The 24,716-nt window shown below is 72.5% G+C and carries 16 protein-coding genes and 1 pseudogene; 6 read left to right on the forward strand and 11 right to left on the reverse strand.

Annotated features, from left to right (window positions below):
* A complete protein-coding gene (locus tag ACZ6TU_RS31760; protein ID WP_467669335.1) occupies positions 1-2,859 on the reverse strand; it encodes a type 1 periplasmic-binding domain-containing protein in 2,859 nt (952 codons plus the stop codon).
* A gap of 225 nt (positions 2,860-3,084) precedes the next feature.
* Here ACZ6TU_RS31760 and ACZ6TU_RS31765 point away from each other — a divergent pair, with 225 nt between their 5' ends.
* A complete protein-coding gene (locus ACZ6TU_RS31765; protein ID WP_467669337.1) occupies positions 3,085-4,548 on the forward strand; it encodes a glycoside hydrolase family 3 N-terminal domain-containing protein in 1,464 nt (487 codons plus the stop codon).
* 4 nt (positions 4,549-4,552) lie between these two features.
* Here the strand turns inward: ACZ6TU_RS31765 and ACZ6TU_RS31770 are convergent, their stop codons facing one another.
* Complete coding sequence (locus ACZ6TU_RS31770) at positions 4,553-5,821, reverse strand: glycoside hydrolase 5 family protein (protein WP_467669339.1); 1,269 nt, start codon at positions 5,819-5,821, stop codon at positions 4,553-4,555.
* A gap of 8 nt (positions 5,822-5,829) precedes the next feature.
* Here ACZ6TU_RS31770 and ACZ6TU_RS31775 point away from each other — a divergent pair, with 8 nt between their 5' ends.
* Together ACZ6TU_RS31775 and ACZ6TU_RS31780 are read left to right on the forward strand one after the other, a co-directional pair.
* Positions 5,830-7,305 (forward strand): BadF/BadG/BcrA/BcrD ATPase family protein, encoded by a 1,476-nt coding sequence (locus tag ACZ6TU_RS31775; protein ID WP_469552403.1) that lies wholly within the window; start codon positions 5,830-5,832, stop codon positions 7,303-7,305.
* A gap of 80 nt (positions 7,306-7,385) precedes the next feature.
* Positions 7,386-9,566: a glycoside hydrolase family 3 N-terminal domain-containing protein gene (locus tag ACZ6TU_RS31780; RefSeq protein ID WP_469552465.1), complete on the forward strand. Its 2,181-nt coding sequence runs from the start codon at positions 7,386-7,388 to the stop codon at positions 9,564-9,566.
* On the opposite strand, the gene ACZ6TU_RS31785 is transcribed toward ACZ6TU_RS31780, so the two are convergent.
* The 6 genes from ACZ6TU_RS31785 to ACZ6TU_RS31810 form a co-directional block, all read right to left on the reverse strand.
* Positions 9,530-10,408 carry a carbohydrate ABC transporter permease gene (locus ACZ6TU_RS31785; protein ID WP_467669343.1) on the reverse strand — a complete coding sequence of 293 codons (879 nt, stop codon included), beginning with the start codon at positions 10,406-10,408 and terminating at the stop codon, positions 9,530-9,532. The genes ACZ6TU_RS31780 and ACZ6TU_RS31785 overlap by 37 nt on opposite strands.
* Positions 10,405-11,319: a carbohydrate ABC transporter permease gene (locus ACZ6TU_RS31790; RefSeq protein WP_467670281.1), complete on the reverse strand. Its 915-nt coding sequence runs from the start codon at positions 11,317-11,319 to the stop codon at positions 10,405-10,407. The genes ACZ6TU_RS31785 and ACZ6TU_RS31790 overlap by 4 nt, the downstream gene beginning before the upstream one ends.
* Positions 11,320-11,444: 125 nt before the next feature.
* Positions 11,445-12,818, reverse strand: coding sequence for an ABC transporter substrate-binding protein (locus ACZ6TU_RS31795; protein WP_469552405.1), 1,374 nt, complete (start codon positions 12,816-12,818; stop codon positions 11,445-11,447).
* A 127-nt stretch (positions 12,819-12,945) separates the two neighbouring features.
* On the reverse strand, positions 12,946-13,632 hold the full coding sequence (locus ACZ6TU_RS31800) for a peptidyl-prolyl cis-trans isomerase (RefSeq protein WP_469552407.1): 687 nt from the start codon (positions 13,630-13,632) through the stop codon (positions 12,946-12,948).
* Positions 13,587-17,795: a glycoside hydrolase family 38 N-terminal domain-containing protein gene (locus ACZ6TU_RS31805; protein WP_469552409.1), complete on the reverse strand. Its 4,209-nt coding sequence runs from the start codon at positions 17,793-17,795 to the stop codon at positions 13,587-13,589. Before ACZ6TU_RS31805 ends, ACZ6TU_RS31800 begins: the two co-directional genes overlap by 46 nt.
* A 108-nt stretch (positions 17,796-17,903) precedes the next feature.
* Complete coding sequence (locus ACZ6TU_RS31810) at positions 17,904-18,788, reverse strand: MurR/RpiR family transcriptional regulator (protein ID WP_467669351.1); 885 nt, start codon at positions 18,786-18,788, stop codon at positions 17,904-17,906.
* A 153-nt stretch (positions 18,789-18,941) separates the two neighbouring features.
* Between ACZ6TU_RS31810 and ACZ6TU_RS31815 the strand changes: the two genes are divergently transcribed.
* The 3 genes and pseudogenes from ACZ6TU_RS31815 to ACZ6TU_RS31825 all read left to right on the forward strand — a co-directional run.
* Positions 18,942-19,706, forward strand: a complete 765-nt coding sequence (locus ACZ6TU_RS31815; protein ID WP_467669353.1) for a sugar isomerase domain-containing protein — start codon at positions 18,942-18,944, stop codon at positions 19,704-19,706.
* Positions 19,707-19,733: 27 nt separating this feature from the next.
* Positions 19,734-21,482: a beta-galactosidase gene (locus tag ACZ6TU_RS31820; protein ID WP_469552412.1), complete on the forward strand. Its 1,749-nt coding sequence runs from the start codon at positions 19,734-19,736 to the stop codon at positions 21,480-21,482.
* Between the two features lie 269 nt (positions 21,483-21,751).
* Positions 21,752-21,964, forward strand: a pseudogene (locus tag ACZ6TU_RS31825) (Dyp-type peroxidase domain-containing protein); the annotation flags it as partial.
* A gap of 205 nt (positions 21,965-22,169) precedes the next feature.
* Here the strand turns inward: ACZ6TU_RS31825 and ACZ6TU_RS31830 are convergent.
* The 3 genes from ACZ6TU_RS31830 to ACZ6TU_RS31840 are packed head-to-tail and all read right to left on the reverse strand — an operon-like array spanning position 22,170 to position 24,637.
* Entirely contained in the window at positions 22,170-22,904 is a 735-nt protein-coding gene (locus ACZ6TU_RS31830) for an FAD:protein FMN transferase (RefSeq protein WP_469552413.1), read from the reverse strand.
* 4 nt (positions 22,905-22,908) lie between these two features.
* Positions 22,909-23,319 (reverse strand): FMN-binding protein, encoded by a 411-nt coding sequence (locus tag ACZ6TU_RS31835; RefSeq protein ID WP_467669359.1) that lies wholly within the window; start codon positions 23,317-23,319, stop codon positions 22,909-22,911.
* A gap of 31 nt (positions 23,320-23,350) precedes the next feature.
* A complete protein-coding gene (locus ACZ6TU_RS31840) occupies positions 23,351-24,637 on the reverse strand; it encodes a ferredoxin reductase family protein (RefSeq protein ID WP_469552468.1) in 1,287 nt (428 codons plus the stop codon).
* Positions 24,638-24,716 lie beyond the last annotated feature (79 nt).

A 24,716-nucleotide genomic window follows, 5' to 3' on the forward strand; every position in this document is an offset into this window, starting at 1 on the left:
TCACCGGATCCGGCACTCCTTCTCTGTGAGGGGCTTCGTGTTCCCCGCGATGCGGCCGCACAGCACGCGGGACTCGGCGGTGCCGTCGCCGACGCGGCGGACCCGCTTGAGGACGATGCTGTGGCCGGTGCGGTCGTCGTACAGCGGGGCCCGGGTGAAGTCGATGGTGCCGGTGGCCATACCCCCGATCTTGAGGTTGCGCAGGTTCACCCACGTCGAGGCGCGGCTCTGGGGCCGGTCGTCGCGGGTGGCCGCCCAGTACAGGGCGCGGGTCGCGTCGTGGGACAGGGCGGTCTGGCCGCTGGCCAGGGCGGGACTGTCGTAGCGCACGCGACCGTCATCAAGACCCGGCAGATACCTGGCGGCCGCCAAGTAGAAGGTCGTCCCGTTGGCGGCCCTCTCCAGCTCGGCCAGGGCCGCGTGGTACAGCGTGACCTTCGGCGCGACGGACTGCCCGCCGGTGGTGAAGTCGGCCTTGGACAGGTCGTCGCCCGTGAGGATGGACAGGGGTCTTCCGGCGCAGCCCGGCTCGGTGCCCAGCTGGGTCATCAGGGGATCGATGTCCTCCACCCGGCCCGCGAAGTAGATCACGGACGGGACCTGGCCGCCCCGGCAGACATCCTGGGCGTGCGAGCGGAGCTCGGGCTTGCCGCCGCTGAGGACGTAGCGGCGCTGCCTGAGCACGGCGAAGCCCTGCCGGCGCAGCATCCGCTGGCCGTAGCGGGCTTGTTCGTCGGTGTACAGGTCGTCGGTCTTCGCCGTGTCGCGGGCGAGGACGAGGGCGTACTGCCGTCTGCCCGGTGTGCGCAACTGGGCGGCGATCAGGCCGAGTTGTTCGGTCTGCCACTCGTCCGTGGCGGCCAGGCTGAACCAGTTGGCGAACTCGCGGGGCAGATAGGTGGCGGAGTTCGTGCCGGAGACGATCGGCAGGCCGGCCTCCATCAGCGTGCGCGTCGTCGCCCTGCTCGACTTCAGGTCGCGTCCGGTGCCGACGACCCCCACCACCGTCGGGTCGCCGGCGGCGTACGCGGCGATCGCCTCGGCCATCTCCTCCTGGTGGCCCAGGTCCACGCCGCCGTTGGCGACCAGGACGCGCAGCCTCACACTGGAGTTCTTGTTGATGACGGCCTGCGCCAGGTAGACACCCGCCAGCTCCTCGGCGCCCTTCACGAACGAGGAGCCGGTCGTGGGATCGCCGCTGAGCGGCCCGGCGTAGACGACGGTGACGTACTTGCCGGAGTGGTGTGCGAGAACGTCCGCGTTCTGCCTGGCGATGCGGTCCTCCAGTTCGGCCACCGTCCAGGGCGTTTCGTCGTCGGCCGTCAGCGTTCTGACCTCGTCGGAGGCCTCGGGCGCGGGCAGCCAGTCGGCGAAGCGGACGCCGCCCGTCGCTATGCCTATGCACTCCGTGCCGCCGCCGGGTGCCCGTGCGAGCCGGGTGTCCCGGTTGGCGGTCAGGACGGACGCCGAGCAGTACCGGTCCTGGAGGGCGTCGGCCCGCATGACGGTGCCGGCGGCCAGCAGGGCGATGACCAGGACCAGGGTGTGCAGGGCCCACACCAGCCGGGCGAGCGTCGGCCGGGTGGCGGCCCGCAGATGGCGGCGGCGTTTCTCGACGGGACCGAGCTGGTCGTGCGGCAGCGGGATCCTCATCACCCAGGGCAGGACGGACCGCTCCCTGCTGGGCGACTGCTCGGCGCGCAGGTTGTGTGCCCACTCCCGGTACCAGGTGCTCAGCCGCTCGCCGAACTCGGGCGGTGCGGGGTCCGGGTCGGGCGCCGTCCGGACCACGCCGCGCTCCAGGCGCGGCACGTCGTCGGTGCGCACCGCGGCCACCACCAGCAGCGGATCGAGCTCGCTGCGCCGGCTGCGGACGTCGCTGATGGCCCGGATCAGTTCGATTCCGCCGTTGCAGTCGTCCGCGCGCGGCAGGAACAGCATCGGCGGGCGCGGCCGTTTGAAGCCGCGCAGGTCCCAGCTCCAGCGGCGGTGGTTGTCCCGCAGGTCCTCCCGCAGCGCCAGCACGCACAGCTGGAGGTGGAAGTCGCCGCCCGCCGTGAGCGCCTCGGCCACGTCGTACGCCCGGGCCGCTATCGCCTTCCAGGAGCGCACCGGCCGCAGCAGCGACACCTCGGTGGGATCGTCCTGGTCCGCCGCCCTGAGGAACGTCGTCGTCATGAACCAGCGGCTCTCCCGGCGCAGCCACAGGAAGATCGGCGCCCGGCCCGGCAGGACGTAGTTGAGGACGGTCAGCAGCAGCAGGAAGGCGAGACCGGCGGCCACGGCCACGAACCAGTCGCTGCGGGCGAGGAGCGCGGCGAGCACGGTCACGAGACTCGCGGGCAGGATGTGCGCCATGTCGAACAGCGGCAGGCCCGAGCGCCAGCGTGCGGTGCCCTCCGGGCGCCAGCGCTGCCGGGCCAGCTGGTCGAGCAGCCGCTGCCGCTGGTCCTGCCCGGCCTCGGGGCTGCCTGGGGCGGGCGTCGGCCAGGTGTCGCCGAGTGCCGCGACCGCGTCGTCGATGGCGTGCACCAGCCGCAGCCGCGGGAACGCGTAGCGCCGGTAGACCGCCTTCGTGCCGTCCCACTTCTTCGGGTCGCTCAGCGCGCGCACCATGGCCGCGGCCCGGCGTACCTCCGTGGGGCCCTCGTAGCGGTCCTGCGCCACCGCGCAGCGCGTGCCGTGCGCCCCCTGGCCCGCGTGCAGCTGCCGGACCAGACCGGCCACCGCGTCGTCGTCCGCGCTCTCCTGCGCGTGCACGACGAACACCGGCATCGGTGGCTCGGCGCTCGTGCGGAAGTCCTGGATGAGGATTTCGAGCTGATCCTGGAGGTGGACCCCGGCGCCGCTCTCCGGCATGCCGTCATGTCCCCCAGGGCAGTCCGGCGGCGTGCTATCAGCGTTCACCATGGGCAACCCCCGTTCACCTTCGGTGACATACGAGGCTAGCGGCTGCGGGTGGTGTGCGAGTGGGTGACGGACGAACTTCATGAACGATTCGGCCTGTCCGCTCGGCGGCGAATGCTGAATGAATGAGCCATTGATATGTTGACTTTTGGCTGGGTGAGCCACAGGATTCCCGAGGTGACCCACTCCGCGCCCCTGCCTCCCGGCCTCGCCGAGGCCGCCCACCGCTGCCTCGTCGCCGGCTTCTCCGGCACCACGACCGTGCCCGACACCCTCAAGCGACTCATCGACCAGGGCCTCGGCGGGGTCATCCTCTTCACCCGGAACGTGCGCGACGCGCAGCAGGTGCGACGGCTCACGGACGCGCTGCGGGCCCTGCGCCCCGACCTGATCGTGGCCATCGACAACGAGGGCGGCGGCATCGGTCACCTGGTCGGCGCGGGCGCGCCGGACGTGCCCGGCTCCTTCGCCCTCGGCGTCGCCGACGACCCGACGCTCACCGCCCGCTGCGCCGACGCGCTCGCCGGGCACCTGGCCAGGCTCGGCATCACCGCCTCCTACGCCCCCGTCGCCGACCTCCAGCACCACCCGCGCAACCCGATCGTGCGCACCCGCTCCTTCGGTGCCGAACCCGCGCGCGCCGCCCGGCACCTGCGCGCCTGGATAGCCGCCACCGAGGCGCGCGGCATCGCCTCCTGCGCCAAGCACTTCCCCGGCCACGGCGGCACCGAGACCGACAGCCATCACGGCATCGCCGTCGATCCGCGGCCGTACGACGGACTGCGGGCCGACCTCGAACCGTTCCGGGCGGCCGTCGACGCGGGCGTGCCGATGATCATGAGCGCGCATGTCGTGTTCCCGGCGCTGGACCCCGAGCGGCCCGCCACGCTGAGCCCTCGCATCCTGGGCGATCTGCTCCGCCACGACCTGGACTTCGACGGCGTCCTGGTCAGTGACGCGCTGGAGATGAAGGCGATCGCCGATCGCTACGGCGAGGCCGCCGGGGCGCGGCTCGCCCTCGCGGCGGGTGCCGACCAGGTCGTCGTGGCCGTGCCGGACCTGGAGGTCACCCTGGCCTGCCGGGACGCGGTGCTCGACGCGCTGCGCTCCGGGGTGCTGCCCGAGGAGCGGCTGTGGGAGGCCGCCGGGCGGGTGCGGCGGCTCGCCGGGCGGTACGCGGTTCCGGCCGGGACGGTCGGTGGCTGGGACGCGGCGGCCGGACTGGAGGCGGCCCGCCGGGCTGTCCGCAGCCGCCCGGTGCCGCCGGCCGTGCCCGGCGCCCATGTCGTCGACCTGTTCCCGCCGCCGCACCCCGCGCTCAACTGGGGCGGCGAGGGCCTGCTGACCGAGGTGCGTGCCGTCGACCCCGCGGCCACGGGGACGGCGGTCACCGGGGAGCCGGCGGATCCCGCCGCGGTCGTGGACGGGATCCTGGGCGCGTCCGGCGACGCCCCGCTGGTCGTCGCCACCTGTGACGCCGGGCTGCACCCCTGGCAGGAACGGCTGCGCGCCGCCCTGCTGGCCGGGCGGCCCGATGCCGTACGGGTCGACACCGGGCTGCCGGAGGGCGGCGCGCTGTGCTCCTACGGGCGGGGGCGGGTGAATCTGCGGGCCGTCGCCGAGGTGCTGGCGGGCGTCTGAGCCTCTACGGCACGCGTACGACCTCCTTGATGCCGCGCGCCGCCAGGTACGCGGCGTCGTCCGCCCGGGCCGCCAGGACCACCGCCGGGCGGACGCCCTCAGTGCGTAGGGCCATCCATGCGTCGAAGTACGTGCCTCCCGGGCCGGAGACGGAACGCGTGGCCGGCGTGCAGTCCAGGACCAGGGCCGTGTCGCGGGGGTGGGCCGGGTGGTGCCCCGCGCGGACCTCCGCGACCGTCTCCGCGAGGGCGGTCGCGATCGGCTTGGCGCTGCCCCGCGCGTCGAACAGGCCCAGGGTGTACTCCAGTTCCGGGTAGTCGGCCAGCGAGCGGTCCACGTCGTGGGAGCACCACCACGTCACGCCCCACAGGCCCTCGCACCCGGCCGCGTTCCGTACGGTCGCCCGGGCGAACTCGGGCGCGTCGGCCGCCGGGATGTGCGGTTCCGGGGCGCCCGTCTCCTGGACCCAGACCGGGCGGGCCGGGTCCTCGGCGTAGGCCTTGGCGAGTTCCGTGCCGTACTCGGCGAGGTGCAGCACCTGCGGGGAGCGGGGGCCGTAGCGGCGGGCGCAGTCGCCGGAGAACACCCAGGGGTGGACGGTGGTGACGTCGCCCTTGCGGGCCGAGGCCTGAGGGGTGAAGGGGTGGTCGTCGCCGTACCAGGCCGCGTCGTAGGCGGAGTGGGTCGCGAGCCGGCCCCGGGGCAAGTGCTCGCGGGTGGCCGCCAGCAGGGTGTCGAGGTAGTGGTCCACCTCGTCCGGGGTCACCGGGTTGTGCTCGACCAGGTTGTTGAGCTCGTTGCCGAGCTGGAGGCCGATGAGGTTGGGGCGGCCGGCGAGGGCGCGGCCCAGGGTCCGCATGAGCTCGGCCTGGGCGGCGACGGCCTCCGGGTCGGTGAAGACGTTGCGGTGGTGCCAGCCGCGGGTCCACTCCGGGTAGAAGTCGAAGCTGGACAGATGGCCCTGCACGCCGTCCACCAGGACGTCGAGACCGGCCTCGGCCGCAAGGTCGACCAGGTGCGCCAGCTGGTCCACGGCGGCGGTGCGGATGAGCGTGCGGTTGGGCTGGAGGAGCGGCCAGAGGTGGAAGACCCGGACGTGGTCGAGGCCGAGGGCTGCGATCTGGTCCAGGTCCTCGCGGGCGTGCTTCGGGTCGAAGTCGTGCCAGGAGTGGAACCAGCCGCGGCGGGGCGTGTAGTTGACGCCGAAGCGGAGCGTAGGGATGGGATCCTCCTCGGGTCGGGTCTTGCCCTGCGTGAATGCATCAATCACCATAGTCGGCGATGAGTAATGAATTGAACCAGGGTGGTCAAGACGCCTCGTCCCTGGTGGTCGGTCTCGACGCGGGCGGCACGCGGACCCGGGCGGTCCTGGCGGCGGCGGACGACGGGCGTCCGGTGGGCGAGGGTGCCGCCGGGCCGGGCAACGCCCTGACCGTGCCGGTGCCGCAGCTCACCGAGCACCTCGTCGAGGCCGTCGGGCGGGCCGTGCCGGAGCCGGTCCGTGACCGGGTCGTGGCCGTGGCCGGCGGTTTCGCGGGCGCGACCGGCGCCGTCGCCGACGAGCCGGGGCGGCGCAACGCCCTGGCCGCCCTCACCGCCGCCCTGCGTCTGCTGGGCATCGACGCCGGCCCGCCCGTCATCGGCAGCGACATCGAGGCGGCCTTCGCCTCCGCCCCGGGCACCCCGGCCGACGGTCTCGCCCTGGTGGCCGGCACGGGCGCGGTCGCCCTGCGCATCACCGGCCGCCGCGGCACCGCCACCGTGGACGGCGACGGCTGGCTCCTCGGCGACGACGGCAGCGGCTTCTGGATCGGCCGCGCGGCGGTACGGGCCGCGCTGCGCATGGCCGACGGGAGGGGCGCGCCGACCGCGCTGGCGGAGGCGGTGGGGCGTGAACTCGGGGTGCCGGGCGACGTGCTGCCCGGCGGGGCGTCCGGTGGCGTGGCCGGTGGCGCGGTGCGGAGGTTGTCCCCTGACGTGGTCCCGCGCGCTGCGGAGGGTGCGTCGCGTGACGGACGGCATGAGGCGGTGCCGCCGGTGACGGGGCCGAGCGCCGCGGGCGCACGGCCGACGGGGCAGGGGCAGTCTGGAGGGGCCGGGGCTGCGGGCGGGCGGTCGGCGGGTCCGGGGGAGGCCGGTGTGGCCGGGGCCGCGACCGGCGCTGCCGGATCTGCGGAGGGCGCGTCGCGTTCCACGCGGCACGAGGCGGTGCCGCCGGTGGCGCAGACCGGAGTGGCCGGAGGCCCGGGGCAGACCGGAGTGGGCGGAGCCCCCGCGCAGACCGGCATGGCCGGGGGCCCGGGGCAGACCGGTGTGGCCGGAGGCCCGGGCGGGGGTGTCGCCGGTTCTCCGGTCGTGGGGCGGCCTCCCCTTCCGCCCCACGACCACACCCCCTGGTCCCGCCCCCGCCGCGAGGCCTACCGCAGGTATCTGCTCCCCGCCGTCATGGCCGAGGCCCCCATCCGCCTGGCCCGGCTCGCGCCCCTGGTCGTCGCGGCGGCCCGGGACGACCAGGACCCGGTCGCCCTGGCGATCCTCGACGAGGCGGCAGATCAACTCACGGAGACGGTACGGGCGTTGGACCCCAGCCCCGGGGAGCGGGTGGTCGCCACCGGCGGACTGCTCGGGCCCGACGGGCCGCTCACCGACCGCCTCGAAGCCCGCCTCCACGCCCTCGGCCTCACCCTCGACTGGGTCCCCGACGGCTGCCGGGGCGCCGTCGCCCTGGCCCGCCTCGCCCACGGCGGCCGTACGTGACCGCCACCCGGCAGGGCACGCCCCTGTACCGAGACCCCACCGCCCCGCTCGACGCCCGCGTCCGCGACCTGCTCTCCCGTATGACCCTGCGCGAGAAGGCCGGCCAGCTCAACCAGAGGATGTACGGCTGGGACGCCTACCGCCGCACCCCCGACGGCGGCTTCGAGCTCACCGACGCCCTGTACGCCGAGACCGAGCGCTTCGCCGGACTCGGCGCGCTGTACGGACTGCTGCGCGCCGACGCCTGGTCCGGCGTCGACCACGCCACCGGATCCGGCGCGGCGGACGGCGCCGAACTGGCCCACCTGGTCCAGCGCCACGTCGTCGAGCGCAGCCGGCTCGGCATCCCGGCCCTGTTCGTCGAAGAGGTGCCGCACGGCCACATGGCCCTCGACGGCACCGTCCTGCCCGTCAACCTGGCCGTCGGCGCCACCTGGGACCCCGGGCTGTACGAGCGGGCCGCCGCCCACGCCGCCGCCGAACTGCGCGCCCGTGGCGGGCATGTCGCCCTGGTCTCGGCCCTCGACATCGCCCGCGACCCGCGCTGGGGGCGGACCGAGGAGTGCTTCGGCGAGGACCCGTACCTGGCCGCCCGGCTGACGGAGGCGTTGGTGCGCGGCATGCAGGGCGCACCCGCCGAGCACTTCCCCGCCGACAAGGCACCCGTCGTCCTCAAGCACTTCGCTGGGCAGGGCGCGACCGTCGGGGGCCGCAACTCCGCCGAGTCCGAACTCGGGCTCCGGGAGCTGCACGAGATCCACCTCCCCGCCGCCCACGCCGGGGTCCGAGCCGGAGCCGCCGCCGTCATGGCCGCGTACAACGAGGTGGACGGGCTGCCCTGCTCCGGGAACCGCGCCCTGCTCCACGAACTGCTCCGAGAACGCTGGGGTTTCCAGGGTCTCGTCATGGCGGACGGACTGGCCGTGGACCGGCTGGCCCGGATCACCGGGGACAAGGTCTCCGCGGGAGCCCTCGCGCTCGACTCCGGTGTGGATCTGAGCCTGTGGGACGAGGGCTTCACGCATCTGGAGGCGGCGGTCGAGCGGGGGCTGGTGAGTGAGGCGGCTCTCGACGAGGCCGTAGCGCGCGTCCTGCGGTTGAAATTCCGCCTGGGACTGTTCGAACAGCCCTACAGCACCTGCCCGTTGCCGCCCCCGGCCGTCGGGCGCGACCTGAGCACCGCCCTCGCCCGCGCCGCCGTCACCCTCCTCCGCGACGACCACGGCGTGCTGCCCGTATCCCCGGCGACCGTCTCCCGTATCGCCGTCCTGGGCCCGCACTCCGACACCGTCGCCCACCAACTGGGCGACTACACCGCCCCGCAACGGCCCGGCATCGGAACCAGCGTCCTCGACGGGCTGCGGAAACTCGCCCCGGCCGGCATCGACATACGCCACGCCCGGGGGTGCGCCCTCACCGGCGGCGACCTGTCGGGCATCCCCGAGGCGATCGCCCAGGCCGCCGTCTCCGATGTCGCCGTGCTGGTGCTGGGCGGCAGCAGCGCGCGTTCCGCCGGGACCGGATTCGACGCCAACGGCGCCGCGCGCACCGCCGTGTCCGAGATGACCTGCGGCGAGGGCGTCGATCTGGCCGGACTGCGGCTGGGCGACGCACAGTACGCGCTCCTGGACGCGGTGGTCGCGACCGGGACGCCGACAGCGGTCGTGCTGATCCAGGGCCGGCCGCACGTCGTGCCCGACACGGCGGCCGCGCTGCTCACGGCCTGGTACCCCGGCCCGTGGGGCGGTGAGGCCATCGCCGAAGTGCTGCTCGGCCTCGCCGAGCCCGCCGGCCGTCTGCCGGTCTCCGTGCCCCGCTCCGCGGCACAGCTCCCCGTCTACTACAACCACAAGGACACCGAGTACGGCGGCTATGTGGACGACAGCCCCGAGCCGCTCCACTCCTTCGGGCACGGGCTGTCGTACACGAGCTTCGCGTACGGCCCGCCGCGGCTGTCAGGGCACACCGTCGAGGCCGACATCACCAACACGGGCCGGCGCCGTGGCCGTTCCGTCGCCCAGCTCTACTTGCGCCGGCTGCGGACCCCCGTCTGGCCGCGCACGCTGGAACTGCATGGCTTCCGGGCTGTCGACCTGGCGCCGGGCGAGACCCGCACGGTCGTGTTCCCGCTCGGCGCCGACCTCGGTGCCGCCGTTCCGCCCGGCACGGTGGTCGAGTTCCGGGTCGCCGAATCCGCGCGGGCCGCCATGACCGCCGTACCGACTCAGAGCTTCACAGCTCCCGAGGAGACCCCCTTGTAGAACCACCGCTGCGTGATGACGAACAGCACCAGCACCGGAATCACCGAGATCACCGAGCCCGCCATCACCATCCGCTGGTCGTAGCCGAAGGACGAGGTCTGAAGCCTTGCCAGGCCCAGCGTCAGCGTGAAGTGGTCCTCGGTGCGCAGCACGATCAGCGGCCACAGGAAGTCGTCCCAGGCGCTGATGAAGGTGTTGATGGTGACGACGAGGATGGCGCCGTAGGCGGACGGCAGATACAGGTACCGGAAGCGTTTCCACTCGCCCGCCCCGTCCAGCATGGCCGCGTCCTCGATCTCGCGCGGCACGGCGAGGAACGCGGCCCGCATGATGAGGACGTTGATCGCGGCGACGAAACCGGGCAGCCAGACGCCGGCCAGGTTGTCGACCAGGCCCATGTCCCGGACGCTGAGGAACAGCGACACCATGATCGACTCGAAGGGGAACATCATGGACGCCAGCAGCACGATCCAGACCAGCTTGCGGCCCTTCCAGCCGGGCTTGGACAGCATGTAGCCGGCCATGGTGGAGAAGACGAGCTGGCTGGTGATGGACAGCAGGGCGATGAACACGCTGTTCCTGATGTACGTCCACACCGGCACCTGGTCGAAGACCTCCCGGTACGCCCGCAGCGACGGGTGGTGGGGGATCAGGGAGGCACCCGCGCCGAAGACGTCCTCGCCCGCGCCCTTGAGGGACGACAGCAGCTGCCACAGCAGCGGGCCGACCGTGATGAAGAGGACGAACACCAGCAGCAGGTAGCGGACGACCAGTTCCCGCGGTCGGCCGTAGTCGCGCCAGCGGGGCATCAGACGTCGGCGCTTCTCGACGGCGGTCGTCATGCCTCGTCCTCCTTCGTCAGGCGCTGGGCGAGCAGCGTGAGGCCAAGGGTGAGTGCGAACAGGGCGACGCTGACGGCAGCGCCGTAGCCGGCGTTGCCGGTGAGCGGGTCGAGGCCGACGTCGCGGATGTAGAAGGGCAGCGTGCGGTCGGCGCCGCCGGGGCCGCCGGTGGCACCGCCGAGCATGTAGATCTCGGTGAAGACCCGCAGGGAGCCGATGCCGGTCAGGGTGCCGACCAGCATCATCGACTGGCGGACGCCGGGCACGGTGATGTGCCAGAACCGGCGCGCGGCGCCCGCCCCGTCGACGGCCGCCGCCTCGTGCAGTTCCCTGGGGACGTTACCGAGGGCGGCCAGGTAGAAGATCATGTACCAGCCGAGGCCCTTCCACAGCGTCAGGCCCATCGCCGACAGCAGGATCAGCCAGGAGTCGGACAGGAACGGGATGGCCTCGCGGATGATGTGCGCCTTCTGGAGCCAGGTGTTGACCAGTCCCTGATCGCTCAGCAGCCACTGCCAGCTCAGGCCGACGACCACGCTGGAGGCGAGGACCGGCGTGTAGAACGCCGAGCGGAAGAAGCCGATGCCCGGCAGGTTCTTCTCGACCAGGATCGCGAGCAGCAGCGGCAGCAGCACCATCAGCGGGACGACGAACAGCGCGTACAGCAGGCTGTTGCGGGTGGCCAGCCAGAAGTCCGGATCGCTCAGCATCCGGCGGTAGTTCTCCAGGCCGACGACGTCGTACGCCCCGCCGAGCGGCTTGGCGTCGGTGAAGGAGACGACGACCGTGTTGAGGAACGGGAACACCCCGAACACGGTCGCGCCGACGATCGCCGGGGTCATCCACAGCCAGGGCAGCCACCAGCGGCGGTAGAGCGCCGCGCCCCCCGCGTCGGCGCTCGGGCCGGGCATGACGAAGCGAAGGGCGCGGCGCAGCGGCCCCGGCGTGCCGGGCGCGGGGGAAGCGCCGGGGCGTCGGGCGCCCGCACCCGGGGGAACGGGGACGGGCGCCTCGTGGACGGTCGGTTGGGTCATCCTCAGCTGCCCTGCTCGATCAGCTGGTTCGCCTTGGACTGCGCCTCCTTCAGAGCGTCCTCGGCGCTCTTCTTGCCCTGCATGGCCAGCTGGATCTGGGCCGAGATGGCGTTCAGCTCACCGGGCGTCAGCGCGATCTCGTCGGCCGTGGCGGTCTTGCGGTCACTGGCGACGATCTTGCGGGCCTCGGCGAAGGGGTCGTCGCCCTTGACCGACTGGAAGAACGGGTCGTTCAGGGAGGCCGTGGTGGACGGGAAGATGACGACGTTCGGGTCCTTGGCCCACTCCAACTGGTTCTCGGCGTTCGTCAGGAACTGTGCGAAGGCCAGCGCCGTGGAGGCGTTCTTGCTGGTGGCCGCGGTGCCGATGTACTGCGGGGCGCCGACGGTGTGACCGAGGGCGTCCAGCATGAAGGGGGCCACGCCGGTCTTCTTGTAGACGCTCGGGTTGTTCTGCTGGATGAACCGCAGGAAGTTGGGGTTGGTGGGGCCGTAGACCAGCTTGCCCTGGCCGTAGACGTTGGCCGGGTCCTGGGTGGAGGACAGGGAGTCCCTCGGCATGCCGCCGGCCTTGTAGAGCTTCGTCATGGCCTCGACCCACCGGGCCGTCTTCGGGTCGTCGGCGAAGGTGAACTTCTTGCCGTCCTCGGACAGGACCTTGATGCCCATCTGCTGCCAGTCGGCGGGGATGCGCAGCTGCGGGTTGGCGAGGAACGCGTAGTACTTGCCGTCGGAGGCCTTGGCTATCTTCTCCGCGTCGTCGAACAGGCCGAGCACGGTCGTCGGAGGTTTCGCCGGGTCCAGGCCCGCCTTCTTCAGCAGGTCGGTGTTGAAGGTCTGCACGATGCCGCCGGAGTACCAGGGCAGCACGCTGTGCACCTTCTTGCCGTCCGCGTCGGCGTACATGCTGGACTTCCACATCGCGGGCGTGAACGGCTTGCCCGCCTCCGGGGCCTTGTCGTCCAGGTTCAGCAGATAGCCGTTCTTCGTCAGCGCCACCGCCGTGTTGACGTTGATGTTCACCACGTCCGGCAGCGTGCAGCCCTGCGCGTCGGCGACCAGGCGCTGGGTGAAGGTGGCGTCGCCCGGGTCGTCGATCCAGTTGACCTTGGTGCCGGGGTGAGCCTGCTCGAAGGCGTCGATGACGCCGTTGAAGTACTTCCCGAAGTCCTTCTTCAGGTTGGTGGTCTGGAAAGTGATCTTTCCCTTGACGTCGCCGGAGAGCTTGCCGGAGCCGACGTTGCCCTTGTCGACCTTGCAGCCGCCGGCCGTGGCCTCGCCGCCGCCGGAACCGCCGCCGGACAGGCCGCAGCCGGCGGCCGTCAGCGTCAGGACGACCAGGCAGGTCAGGGATCCGGTGAGTCTTCTTGCGTGCATTGCTGCCCTCCTGGGACCAGTCGTGCTGGATCAAATCACCAAGTTGGACTTCGATTGATGAAAAGGTGGACCAGAATTCATCGGAGGTCAATGGTTTGCCGTGTTGCTGTTCGGTTGCGTGCGGCGATCAGTGGCGGTGTTCGTGGTCCGGGTGGGAGGGGTCACCGGGGTGTTCGTGGCCGTCGGCGTACACGACGTCGGCTCGGGCCTGGTCGAGCCAGTCGAAGAACGCGCGGCGGGCCGCGGCGTGGCGCAGCTGCTGTGCGATGCCGGTGCGGACGTGCTCGTAGGGGTGGATGTCCGACGGTTCCACGGTGTTGAACGGGTCGACACCGCGCCTCAGCGCCTCGGGTGTGAGGAAGCGGTCCGTGTTGCGGTCGTAGTAGTCCCGTACGGCCGTCTCCGGGATGTGTTGCTCGCGTTCCAGGCCGGCGAGCAGGGTGCGGGCGGCGGGGGAGTGGGCGAGTGCTGCGGCGATGATGCTGCCCAGGTCGGCGACATCGGTTTCCGGGATGGTGAGCAGGTGCATCGGCAGGACGTCGTCCGGTGGGGGGAGGCCCCGTTCCGCGCAGGCGCGGCGGGCCAGTTCATCGGTGATGACCACCTGAGTCGCCCAGCGTCGTTGTTGGCGGTGTCGTCGTGCTTGGGCGGCGTCGTCGTGGCTGGTCGCGCAGTTCCCCGCGCCCCTAGGGGCATTGGTCCTCAGGAAGGTTTCCACGTGCTGCTTCGGGATCGGATCGTCCCGAACAAGAGCCGCGTACTCCTCTGTCACGGCGTCACCTCCAGCTCGATGGCCCTCGTGTACGCCACGCATCCGTGCCAGGCCACCTTCGCCATCACCCAGTACGAACCCGGTGGGATCGCGTCGCCGTCGACCTCGATCGCGGACTCCAGTTGCTCCCCGCCGGGCACGGAGAAGCCCTGGCAGCCTGGCGTGACCCCGGGCCAGGTGCCCCAGGAGGACACGGCCCACAGGGTGCCGTTGACGGGGCCGCGCGTGGGGTTCCGCAGGGTCACGGGGACCCGGGCCCGTTCGCCCCGGCGCACGGACAGCCGTTCGACTCCCAGCTCTGTCACCAGGGTCGGGCCGATGTGCCCGCCCGGCACGTCCAGGGCCACCGCGTCCTCGTACGTCTGGCCGCCGTAGGAGAGCCGCGCGGCGAGCCAGTGCCGGCCGGGGACGGCGTCCGGCGGGGGTGTCACCGTGATGTCCGTGAGGGTGAAGCCGCCGGGTCCGAGTGTGTACGGCAGTTCGGCGGGCTCGGCGCTCCAGCCGGGCGGCACGTCGAAGGACACCGTGCCCGACACCGGCGCGTCGGTGAGCTCCGAGGAGACCCGGACGGTCGCGGTGACGGGGCCGTCGGCGGTGAGGGCGGTGGGGGAGAGGTACACGGCGACCGGCATGTTGCCGCGTGGGGCGGGGCCGGAGTTGTGCAGCCAGTAGCGGGTGGCGACGGGCTGGGCGGGCTCGTGGGCGGCGATGCCGGGCCCGGACGCCTGGTGGGGCGGCCTGGCGGGCGTGGCGAGGAGGGTGGCGACCTCGAAGCCGGTCAGGTCGGCTTCGAGGCCACCGGTCTCCTCCGGGGCGAGGGGCGCCCCGGGCCTCTCCAGGACGTCGGCGCGGGCGCCCGCCGCCCATGCCACCGGCCCGGCCACCCGGGCCCGTACCGGCCGTCCGTCGACCTCGTGCACGCGGACGACGAGGCCCTGCCCCGGATCCACGGGCGCCTCGCTGCCCCGGGCGAGTGGGGAGCCGAGCGGCTTGAGCGCGTCGAGCAGCACCTCGCCGGCGGGCTCCAGACCGAGCAGGGTGGCCTTCCTGGGCAGGGCACCGGAGGACTGCCGCAGCCGTGCCGTCAGCGGACGGTTGTACGCGTGGCCGGCCTGGGGCAGCCGCAGTTCGCGCCAGTCGCCCGGGCCCGCGACGACGGCGTACTCGAAGGTGTGCGACCAGCGCTGGAGCTGGAACGCCGAGCCGTCGGGGGCGGTGCGGCGCGGTGGGTCCACCCAGATCCCGGACGGCCAGCCGGTGCAGGAGCGCATCAGGGACATGTAGAGGTCGCCGGAGGCGGTGACCACACAGCCGGGCGTGCCGCGGTTGAGGATCGCGAAGCTGCGGCCGTCCCAGGCGTCGCCGGGCGGCAGAGCCTCGCCGCCGCCGGCGGCCGTGGCGCTCACCGTGAAGTCGTCCAGGTCGGCGATGAGCACGTCGACCGCCTTGGCGTCGTCCTCGGGGCGGGCGCCCGCCACCACCAGCAGCGGCAGACGTTCCAGGTCGCGCAGATCGGCACCGGGGATCCACTCCTCGCGCAGACCGGCGCGTGGCGCGACCCAGACGGCTGCCACGCCCCGCTCGGCGAGTTGACGCCTCAGCTCCCGCCCGGCCGCCGGGTCCCAGCCGAGCGCCTCGGCGACCACGGCGTTGCGGCCGGGGCCGCCGACGGCGATCCGGAGGTCCGGGAGGTTGGAGTCGACCTCCAGGTCGCCGTAGCGCGGGCCGTCCGCGATCGTCGAGGTCGCCGTGACCCCGGCGCGGACCAGGGCCGCCGCCAGCGGGGTGCCGAGGTCGCCCGCGATGTCCCAGTCGGGGTAGACGAGTTCGGCGACACCGATCGAGCGGTGCCCGAGGAGGACGCCGGAGTCGTCGTGGACGGCGACGCGGGCGGTGGAGCCGAGGCCGAACCAGGTGTTGGCGGGGTTGTCCAGGGTCCAGGGGAACCGTTCGCTGTCCACTTCCACGAAGCCGAACCCGCGCCCGATCACCGCGTCCGCCACCTCGTGCACGGGCAGCCCGCCCCGTACGTCCGAGGGCCAGCGCACCCGGATCAGCCGGTCGGCGCCGTCGTACCCGTCGACGGTCGTGGTGGCGTCGAGCCGGTCGACGCCCTGCCACAGGGTGAGCCGCTGGGTGTAGCGGAAGAGGCCGAGGTCGGCGGTGACGGTGACACGGGAACCGGCGTCGGAGTGCTCGACGCGTACCTCGGCGGTCACGTCCCGGCCGCGGGCCGCGGTCGTGCCGGTCGGGGTGAGGTGCCAGGGGCCCTCGCCGAAGCGCGGATGCCTCGGATACTCCTCCTGGACGACGATCTCGTTGCCGATGTCACCGGGGCGCAGCAGCTCCCGGCCGCCCTCGGTCAGTGCGCGCAGACTGCTGACGCCACCGCCGCGTGCCGGGTCGACCGTCACCTCGTAGAACTCGTTGCGGATGGTGAGGCCCTCGCCGGGCGCCCACCCGGGGACGGATTTCTCGACGAGCGGGAGGGCGGTGAGGCCCATGCCGGGCACCTCCGGGACGACGACGTGGAGCCGGCCGTCCTCGCGGACCGCGGGGAGTCCCTCGGGCACGAGTCCCGGGTCGTCGACCGTCAGTACGTCCTGCCGTGCCCAGGTAGCGGAGTTGAACACGACCAGGTCGGGGCCGTCGCCGTGGGCGACCTGGTCGGCCAGGACCTGGGTCGCGTCGGCGTGCACGCTCACGGCCAGGTCGTGCAGCTCACGCCAGCCGGTCATCAGGTCGATGTAGACCTGGTCCGACTCCGAACCGGTGATGGCGTCGTGGTGGGCGCCGTAGACGAGTTGCCGCCAGGCCTTGTCCAGGGCCGCGTCCGGATACGCGTGGCCGGTGACGAGGGAGGCGAGCGTCGCCCAGGCCTCGGCGTCGGCGAGGAGGGTCTCGCCGTACCGCTGGGCCTGCTTGGTGTCGATGTAGGAGACGTCCTTGCCGGTGTAGATCGGGTTCATGTCACGGGTCTGGGGCGATGCCCTGCGGCCCTCCGTCTCCAGTTCCGCGCGGACGGCGGCGAAGAAGTCCCGGGGGATCGCGCTGATGAAGCGGGGCCAGACGTACCGGGCGTTCCAGTCGCGGTGGATGTCCATGACCCAGCGGCACGGCGGCGCGTAGTCCCCGCCCACCGGGAGCAGCACGTTGCGGGTGAGGGCGACCTGCTTGAGCCGCTGGAAGAGCTGGTACGCGGCGGCCTCCGCCTCCGGCAGGGTGGGCGCGTTGTCGATCGCCCAGCCCGCGCCGTAGTGGTTGACCATGTACGCGGTCAGCAGGCCGCGTCCCGACGGGGCTATCCAGCTGAACTCGGCCGGGAACTGCATCCGGCCCGGGTCCCTCGGCTGCTCGCCGAACACCGACAGCGTCGGCCCCCACTGGTGGAACGGCCCGCGCGCCCACGAACTGGAGCTGACCCCCGCGTCCGCCATCAGCCCCGGGAACTGCGGGTCGTGCCCGAAGGCGTCCAACTGCCAGGCGGTCTCCGGGGACGCCCCGATGATTCCGCGCTGGAAGCCGTCGCCGTACAGGGCGTTGCGGATCGTCGCCTCGGCGCCGGTGAGGTTGGTGTTGGGCTCGTTGTAGGTGCCGCCCATGATCTCGACCCGGCCGGTGCGGATCAGCTGCCGCAGGAAGGCGCGCTCCTCCGGGAAGGCGTCCCAGTAGGGCTTGAGGTAGTCGACCTCCGCGAGCACGAAGGTGTACGCCGGGTCGCGGCGGGCCAGGTCGCAGTGGGCCCGGACCAGGCTCATGCCGGACTGGCCGCGCGAGTCGAAGGTGCGGGCGGGCAGTCCGCTGGTCGCCGGGTCGTCCGCGACGTCCCAGGTCTCGGTGTAGGCGCCCTGGGTGTTCCACCAGACGGGGTCGTAGTGGAAGTGGCTGACCATGAACATGGTCCAGCCGGGTTCGGCCGCCGTGAACTCGCCGGTGCGGGAGGTGACTTCGTCGCCGTCCCTCGCGGTGACCGTGATCTCGCGGCGGTCGCCGGGGGCCAGGTCCTCGCCGGTGACGGAGACCTCGGCGCGTACGGTGCCGTCCTCGCCGACGGTGGCCTCCGTGGTGCCGGTGAGGCCCGGCCCCGCGACGGTGAGCCGTACGGTCCGGCCCGGAGTGTGACTCAGTTCGACGGCCACCACCTGGCGCGGCTGCTCGGTGGTCCCGGTGAAGAGCTCGGTCGACTCGACAGAGGTGACGCGCATGGGGCTCCTACGAGTGCTCTGGGGGGAGCCCCATCCTGCACGGCAGGAGTGATTCAAACAACCATCTTCACGTCAACTTGGTGGTTCATCCATGCACCCTCGGCCGTGTCACCTGGTTCGCCGGGACTTCACCGCGTGCTGCGGGGTGATGTGGTCGGTCAGCGCCAGCGACGCGCTCGCGCGCTGGTAGGTGAGCTGGGCGACCCGGACGTACAGGCAGTCGACGAGCATCAGGACGGAGTGCCGGCTGCTGATGCTCTCGGCCCGGAAACTGGTCTCCGAGGAGGACGAGATGAGCCGGATGTCGGCGGACCGGGACAGGGGGGAGCGTGGATCGGTGGTCAGGGCGATCGTGGTGGCACCGCGTTCCTTGGCCATCTCGAACGGTTCGAGGGTCTCGCGGGTCGCCCCGGAGTGGGAGATGCCGATGGCCACGTCCGCCGGGGTGAGCAGGGCCGCGGAGGTGGCGGCCGCGTGCACCTCGGTCCAGCTGCGGACCGAGCAGCCGATGCGGAACAGCCGGGTCTCCGTCTCCTGGGTCACCGCGCCGCTGCCGCCGACGCCGTAGACGTCGATGCGCCGGGCGCGGGCCAGGGCCTGCGCCGCGCGTTCGAGCGCGTCGAGGTCGATCCGGTCGATGGTCTGCTGGATGGCCCGCAGGTCCGCCGTGCCGACGACCTGGACGACCCGTTCGAGGTTGTCGTCCGGGGAGATGTCGGGACCGATCTCGGCGGTCCCCCAGTCGGACACCTCGCCCCGGCCGCGCTCCTGGGCCAGTTCGATCAGCAGGTGCTGGTAGGAGTCCAGCCCGACGGCCCGGCAGAAACGGGTCACCGTCGCCTGGGAGGTGCCGGTGCGGCGGCCCAGCTCGGCGGCCGAGCAGTGGGTGACGGCGGCCGGATCCTCCAGGATCAGCTCGCCGACCTTCCGCAGGGAGCCCGCCAGCCGGGGCAGCTCGGTACGGATCAGTGTGGTGACGTCCGTGGGAGGCATGGGGAGAAGGTACCAGCCACCCTTCGGGACGCGGATTGAATACCAGGACCCGAAATGCCGAGGCCTGATTGAACCCTGGTAAGCCCTGTGATTTATTGATTCATCGATGGAGAAGTGTAGGGTGATTCAATCCATCAGTGGGGAGTGTGTCGCGTGTCCGTCGAGTCTGTGAGCGCCCAGGGGTTCGCGCGGGAGAGCCTCGCCGTCCTCCAGCACGTCATCGAATCCGCCCGGGGCGACGTGGCAGCCGCCGCGGACCTGGTCGCCGACTGCGTACGCGCGGACGGTGTCGTCCAGGCCTTCGGCACGGGCCATTCGCAGGCCCTCGTCCTCGAACTCGCCGGCCGTGCGGGCGGGCTGGTCCCCACCAACCGGCTGAGCATCGCCGACCTCGTCCTCTACGGCGGTGAGGACCCGGCCGTCCTCGACGACCCGCTCCTCGAACGCCGGGCCGGGGTGGCCGCCCGGCTCTACGAGCTGGCCGCCCCGAATCCCCAGGACCTGTTCGTCGTCATCTCCAACTCCGGCGTCAACAACGTCATCGTGGAGATGGCCCTGCACGCCAAGGAACACGGCCACCGCATCCTGGCCCTCACCTCCCTCGCCCACACCCGGGCCGTCCCCGCCGCCCATCCCAGTGGCCGGAAGCTGGCCGACATCGCCGACGTCGTCCTCGACAACGCGGCCCCACGCGGCGACTCCCTGCTCGAACTCCCCGGCGGCGGCTCGGTCTGCGCCCTGTCCACGCTCACCGGCGTGATGCTGGTCCAGATGACGGTCGCCGAGGCGGCCGGCAGGCTCCTCGCCGCCGGCGAGCGTCCCCCTGTCTACGTCTCGGCCAATGTGCCCGGCGGTTTCGAGGGTAACCTGGAGCTGGAGAAGAAGTACGCGGGCCGGATCCGCCGCACCGCGAGCTGAGCCGAACCGGCCTGCTGCGCTCCCCGCATGGGCTGGGGCGCCCGGCAGGAGGTCGACTTCACCCACCCGGCGTTCCGCTTCCACGCCGAGCGGATCATCCGCAGGATCATCGAACGGTACGCCGGCCACCCAGCGGTCATCGGCTACCAGGTCGACAACGAACCGGGCCTCCACCTCTTCCACAACCACGGCGTCTTCCAGCGCTTCACCGACGAACTGCGCGAGAAGTACGGCGACGTGGAGACCCTGAACCGCGAATGGGGCCTGGTCTACTGGTCGCACCGGCTGTCCACCTGGGCCGACCTGTGGGCCCCGGACGGCAACGCCCAGCCGCAGTACGACCTGGCGTGGCGGCGCTTCCAGGCCCGGCTCACCACCGAGTTCATCGCCTGGCAGGCGGACATCGTCCGCGAGTACGCCCGGCCCGGCCAGTTCGTCACGACCTGCATCTCCTACGACCGGCAGGGCGTCGAGGACGACCGGCTCACCGACCGCCTCGACGTCACCGCGGGCAACCCGTACTACACGATGCAGGACGCCCTCGACCTGCCCGACACCGGCGCCGCCGGGCAGGACTGGACGACCAACGGCACCTGGGCGCTGTGCCGCAGCGCCGACCGCATGTACTCCTCCCGCCAGGAGCCGTTCCTGGTCACCGAGACCAACGCGCAGGCCATCAGCGGGCCGTGGGACAACCGCCCCGCCTACGACGGTCAGTGGCGGCAGGCGGCCTGGGCGCTGATCTCCCGCGGCGCCTCGATGATCGAGTACTGGCACTGGCACACCCTGCACTTCGGCACCGAGACCTACTGGGGCGGCATCCTCCCGCACAACGGGCGCCCCGGCCGCGTCTACCGCGAACTGGCCGCACTGGGCGGGGAGTTGGAGAAGGCCGGTGACCTCGCAGCGTCCCTCACCCCGGACGCCGACGTCGCCTTCCTCTACGACGGGCCCAGCAAATGGGCGCTCCAGGGGCAGCCGCCGCTGGCCGGTTCCGACGGAGGCCCGGACGGGCGGTCGTACGAGAGGATCTTCGACGCCTTCTACCGCGGTGCCTTCGACGCGGGCCTCCAGGCGCGCGTCCTGCACCCCGGGCAGCTCCCGGACGCCGATCTGCCGCCTCTCCTGGTCGTCCCCGCCTACTACGCCGCCGACGACTCCGTCCTGGACCGGCTCCGCGCCTACGCCGAGGCCGGCGGCCATCTCGTGCTCGGACCCCGCACCGGCTACGGCGACACCGAGGCCAGGGCCCGGACCGATCTCCAGCCGGGCGGGCTGGCCGAGGCGGCCGGGGTGACGTACGACGAGTTCAGCAACCTGGGCGGCCCGCTGCCCGTCACCGGCACGGACTCCCTCGCCCTCCCGGCCGACGCGCACGCCCTGTACTGGGCGGACGGGCTGCGGCCACAGGGCGCCGAGACGCTGGCGGCGTACGTGCATCCGCACTTCGGACGCTGGCCCGCGGTCACCACACACCGCCACGGCGCCGGGCGCGTCACCTACGTCGGTACCGTCCCCGATCCCGTCTTCGCCCGGGCCCTGTTCGACCGGTACGCCCCCGAGGGCGCCTGGTGCCCCGCACACCCGAGTGTCACGGCCACCTCGGCGACCGCCCGGGACGGCCGCCGCGTGCGCTTCCTGCACAACTGGTCGTGGAAGGAGGTGACCGTGCCGGTGCCCACCGCCCCGCGGGACGCGCTCTCGGAGACCGTGTACGGCGACGCGGTGCCGCTCGGGCCCTGGGACGTGAAGGTGCTGCTGGAGGAACCGGTCTAGCAACCGTCGCTTCCGCCGGAAAGTTCCGGCCGCCTGTTGGTTGGTCATCGTGTCAGGGGCGTGGGCCGCGCCGCCCCGGAGGGGAGCGGGCGGGCCGTGTGGGCCGGCCGAAGGATGGGAAGCCATGACGTCACCGCTGCCCTCGGGAGGGACGCTGCCGCAGCCGGTGCTGAACCCGCCGGCGTCGGTCGCGATGTTCCTCGTCGCCACGATCGACTCCGGAGGGGGAAGCCGTCGTACGGGAGGTGCTGGGGTCCCTCGCGGGCCTGGTGCGGTCCGTCGGTTTTCCCAGCCCCGACGGCGGTCTCGGCTGCGTCGCCGGGATCGGATCCCGGGCCTGGGACCGGCTGTCCGGCGACCCGCGGCCCGCAGGCTGCACCCGTTCCGCGAGCTGGCCGGGCCCCGGCACCACGCCCCGCCCCCCCGGCGACCTGTTCTTCCACCTCAAGGCCGCCCGCACCGACCTGTGCTTCGCGCTGGCCGCCGAGCTCATGCGGCGGCTGCACGGCACGATCACCGTGCGGGACGAGACACAGGCGTTCTCCTCCTTCGACTCGCGCAACGTCCTCGGCTTCGTCGACGGCACCGAGAACCCCGTCGGCCATCTTCGTGCCGCCGACGGGGTTCCTGGAGGCCTTGCCGGACAGCTGACCGCCCGGGTGCCGTCGGGCGCGGTGCGGCGCCCGTCTACGCCGCGGCGGATCCCGCCCCCGTCACCGGAAACCCCGGACTCCGCAGCACGCGCCTGTCCGCGTCCACCGCGAACACCTCGCAGTGCTCGCGGGCGGCAGCCCACTCGACGCCCTCCTTGCCCAGGGCGAACGCCGCCGTCGCGACCGTGTCCGCCTCGGTCAGGGTCGGGGCCACGACGGTCATGCTGAGGAGGCCGGTTGCCGGGCGGCCCGTGCGGGCGTCGAGGATGTGGTCGCCGCGCTCGTAGCGGGCGGAGGTCGCGACGGCCCGGTCCGTGAGGTCCAGGACCGTGCAGAGCCGGTCGGCGTGTTCGGGGTGGCGTACGCCGACGCGCCAGGGGCCGCCTGAGGCGATCACGTCGCCACCCGCGTTGAGGCAGAAGCGCCGCGCGCCGGCCGCCGACAGGAGCTCCGCCCCCTTCTGCACCGACCAGCCCTTCACCACGGCGCAGGGATCGAGACCACGGCCGGGCAGGCGTACGTCGAAGGCGCCGCCGGTCGCGATCCGGTACTCCTCGCACAGATCGAGAACCTCCCGGAGGGCCGGGCTGGGGTCGCGCGCCTCCCCCCGGCCCAGCCGCGACACCTCGCTGTCCGGCCGGAACGGGCTGAACCGCGCGTCGACCTCGCGCAGCCAGGCGAAGAAGCCGTCCACCGGTGCCTCGGGGAAGCCCTCGTCGTCGATCCGTACCGACACCGGAAACCCCATGACGTGCTCGACGCGCCGCATGCCGTCAGCCCCGCGCGTCGATGGCGGCCTGGAGCGACTCCTTGTAGCCGTCGCTGGTGATCGTGGCACCGGACACCGTGTCGATGTCGGCGCTCTGCGCCTGGAGCGTCTCCTCGATCAGCTCGGGTACGGCGGCCGTGGTCTGCGGATGGTTCGGCTGCTGGAGCATCCGCACGGAGGCGATCCTGTCGCCGTCGAACGTGACCTCGACCTGCACCGGGCCCTTCTCGGTGTCGATGGTCGAGCCCGACACGACCGCGGTCGTGGTGCCGCCCGACGAGGAGACCGAGGGTGTCGACGCGGGCGCGGCGGCCCCGGTCGCGGACGACGACCCCGTGTCTTGTGACGGCGCGTACCGCCAGACCGGGATCAGCCCCGCGACGCTCAGCACGAGGACGGGTATGGCTCGCTTCACGGATCTCTCCTCGTCATCCGGTCTCTCCTCGTCATCCGGCCAGGCTGAAGCGCTCGAAGTGGGTCTGCGTCCTGGGCACGCCCAGCTCGCGCAGGCTGCCGAGCACCGCGTTCATCATCGGCGGCGGGCCGCACAGGTACACGTCCCGGCCGGTGATGTCCGGCACCAGACGCGCGAGCTCCGGCGGCGCCAGCCGGTCGGGCACGGGCGGCCCGGTGACCAGGTGCAGCTCGGCACCCTTGGCGAGCGCGAGCTCGCGCAGTTCGTCGTGGAGGACCGCGTCCTGGTCCGTGGCCACCCGGTAGATCACGACCGCGTGGCCGTGCAGTTCCTCCAGCAGAGCCCGGATCGGGGTGACACCGACGCCACCGGCGATGAGCAGGGCGTCCGGGCGGGTGCGGTGCAGGGTGGTGAAGGCGCCGTAGGGGCCCTCGGCGAACACCCGCGTGCCGACCTTCAGGTGCCGCAGGGCCGCGCTGCCGTCGCCCGCCCGCTTGGCGGTCAGGCGCAGGGTACGGCCGTCCGGCGCGGCGGACAGCGAGAACGGGTTGGCCTGCCACCAGCGGTCCTTCGTCAGGAACCGCCACAGGAAGAACTGTCCGGCCCGGGCGGGCAGCCGGTCCAGGTCGCGGCCCGTGACGTAGACCGAGACCACGTCGTCGTTCTCCGGGACCACGGCCGTCACTCGCAGCCGGTGGCGGAGATTGCGCCACAGCGGCAGCACCAGGCGGCCGAGGAACACCGACGCGAGGGCCACGCCCCACACGGCGTACCAGTACCTCGTCGCCACGGACGACGAGGTGAACGTCGTGCCCGCCGCGACCTGGTGCGTGAACGCCAGCACCACCGCGACATAGGTGTACAGGTGAATGAAGTGCCAGGTCTCGTACGCCAGCCGGCGCCGGGCGTAGCGGGCCGAGACCGCGCCGACCGCGATGATGATCGCCAGGGCGACGATCGCGCGCAGCACGCCCTCCACGGTCTCCGCGAGATCCACCAGCTGGTTCACCGGGTCCAGGGACGAGGACCGGGCGTAGCCGAAGACGATGAACACGGCGTGCGCGAGCAGCAGCCACAGCACCGAGAAGCCCGTCCAGCGGTGCCAGGACGTCAGCCGGTCCATGCCGATCCGCCGGTCGAACCAGGGCAGCCGCGCCACCAGCAGCAGCTGGAACGCCATGAGCAGCGCCCCGTACAGCCCCGCCAGCCGCCCCAGCACGATCAGCGTGTTCGAGGCGAAACCGGCCTGGACGAAGAACACGGTCACCACGACCGCGTTGGCGAGCAGCACCGCGTACAGGCCGGTGCGGCCCACCACTCTCGGGCGCGCGCCCGGACGGGTCGCCGCTGGAGGTTCTCGGAGGGTCGTCACGATCGGCAGCTCCTTGATCGGATCC

This window comes from Streptomyces sp. NPDC052064 (assembly GCF_055585925.1).

Bases quoted from the DNA above. Each gene is read 5' to 3' on its own strand.
- ACZ6TU_RS31760 (WP_467669335.1), bottom strand. From the start codon at position 2,859: ATGCCGGAGAGCGGCGCCGGGGTCCACCTCCAGGATCAGCTCGAAATC.
- ACZ6TU_RS31770 (WP_467669339.1), bottom strand. From the start codon at position 5,821: ATGGTGATTGATGCATTCACGCAGGGCAAGACCCGACCCGAGGAGGAT.
- ACZ6TU_RS31775 (WP_469552403.1), top strand. From the start codon at position 5,830: ATGAGTAATGAATTGAACCAGGGTGGTCAAGACGCCTCGTCCCTGGTG.
- ACZ6TU_RS31780 (WP_469552465.1), top strand. From the start codon at position 7,386: ATGACCCTGCGCGAGAAGGCCGGCCAGCTCAACCAGAGGATGTACGGC.
- ACZ6TU_RS31785 (WP_467669343.1), bottom strand. From the start codon at position 10,408: ATGACGACCGCCGTCGAGAAGCGCCGACGTCTGATGCCCCGCTGGCGC.
- ACZ6TU_RS31790 (WP_467670281.1), bottom strand. From the start codon at position 11,319: ATGCCCGGCCCGAGCGCCGACGCGGGGGGCGCGGCGCTCTACCGCCGC.
- ACZ6TU_RS31795 (WP_469552405.1), bottom strand. From the start codon at position 12,818: ATGCACGCAAGAAGACTCACCGGATCCCTGACCTGCCTGGTCGTCCTG.
- ACZ6TU_RS31800 (WP_469552407.1), bottom strand. From the start codon at position 13,632: ATGCGTGGCGTACACGAGGGCCATCGAGCTGGAGGTGACGCCGTGACA.
- ACZ6TU_RS31805 (WP_469552409.1), bottom strand. From the start codon at position 17,795: ATGCGCGTCACCTCTGTCGAGTCGACCGAGCTCTTCACCGGGACCACC.
- ACZ6TU_RS31810 (WP_467669351.1), bottom strand. From the start codon at position 18,788: ATGCCTCCCACGGACGTCACCACACTGATCCGTACCGAGCTGCCCCGG.
- ACZ6TU_RS31820 (WP_469552412.1), top strand. From the start codon at position 19,734: ATGGGCTGGGGCGCCCGGCAGGAGGTCGACTTCACCCACCCGGCGTTC.
- ACZ6TU_RS31830 (WP_469552413.1), bottom strand. From the start codon at position 22,904: ATGCGGCGCGTCGAGCACGTCATGGGGTTTCCGGTGTCGGTACGGATC.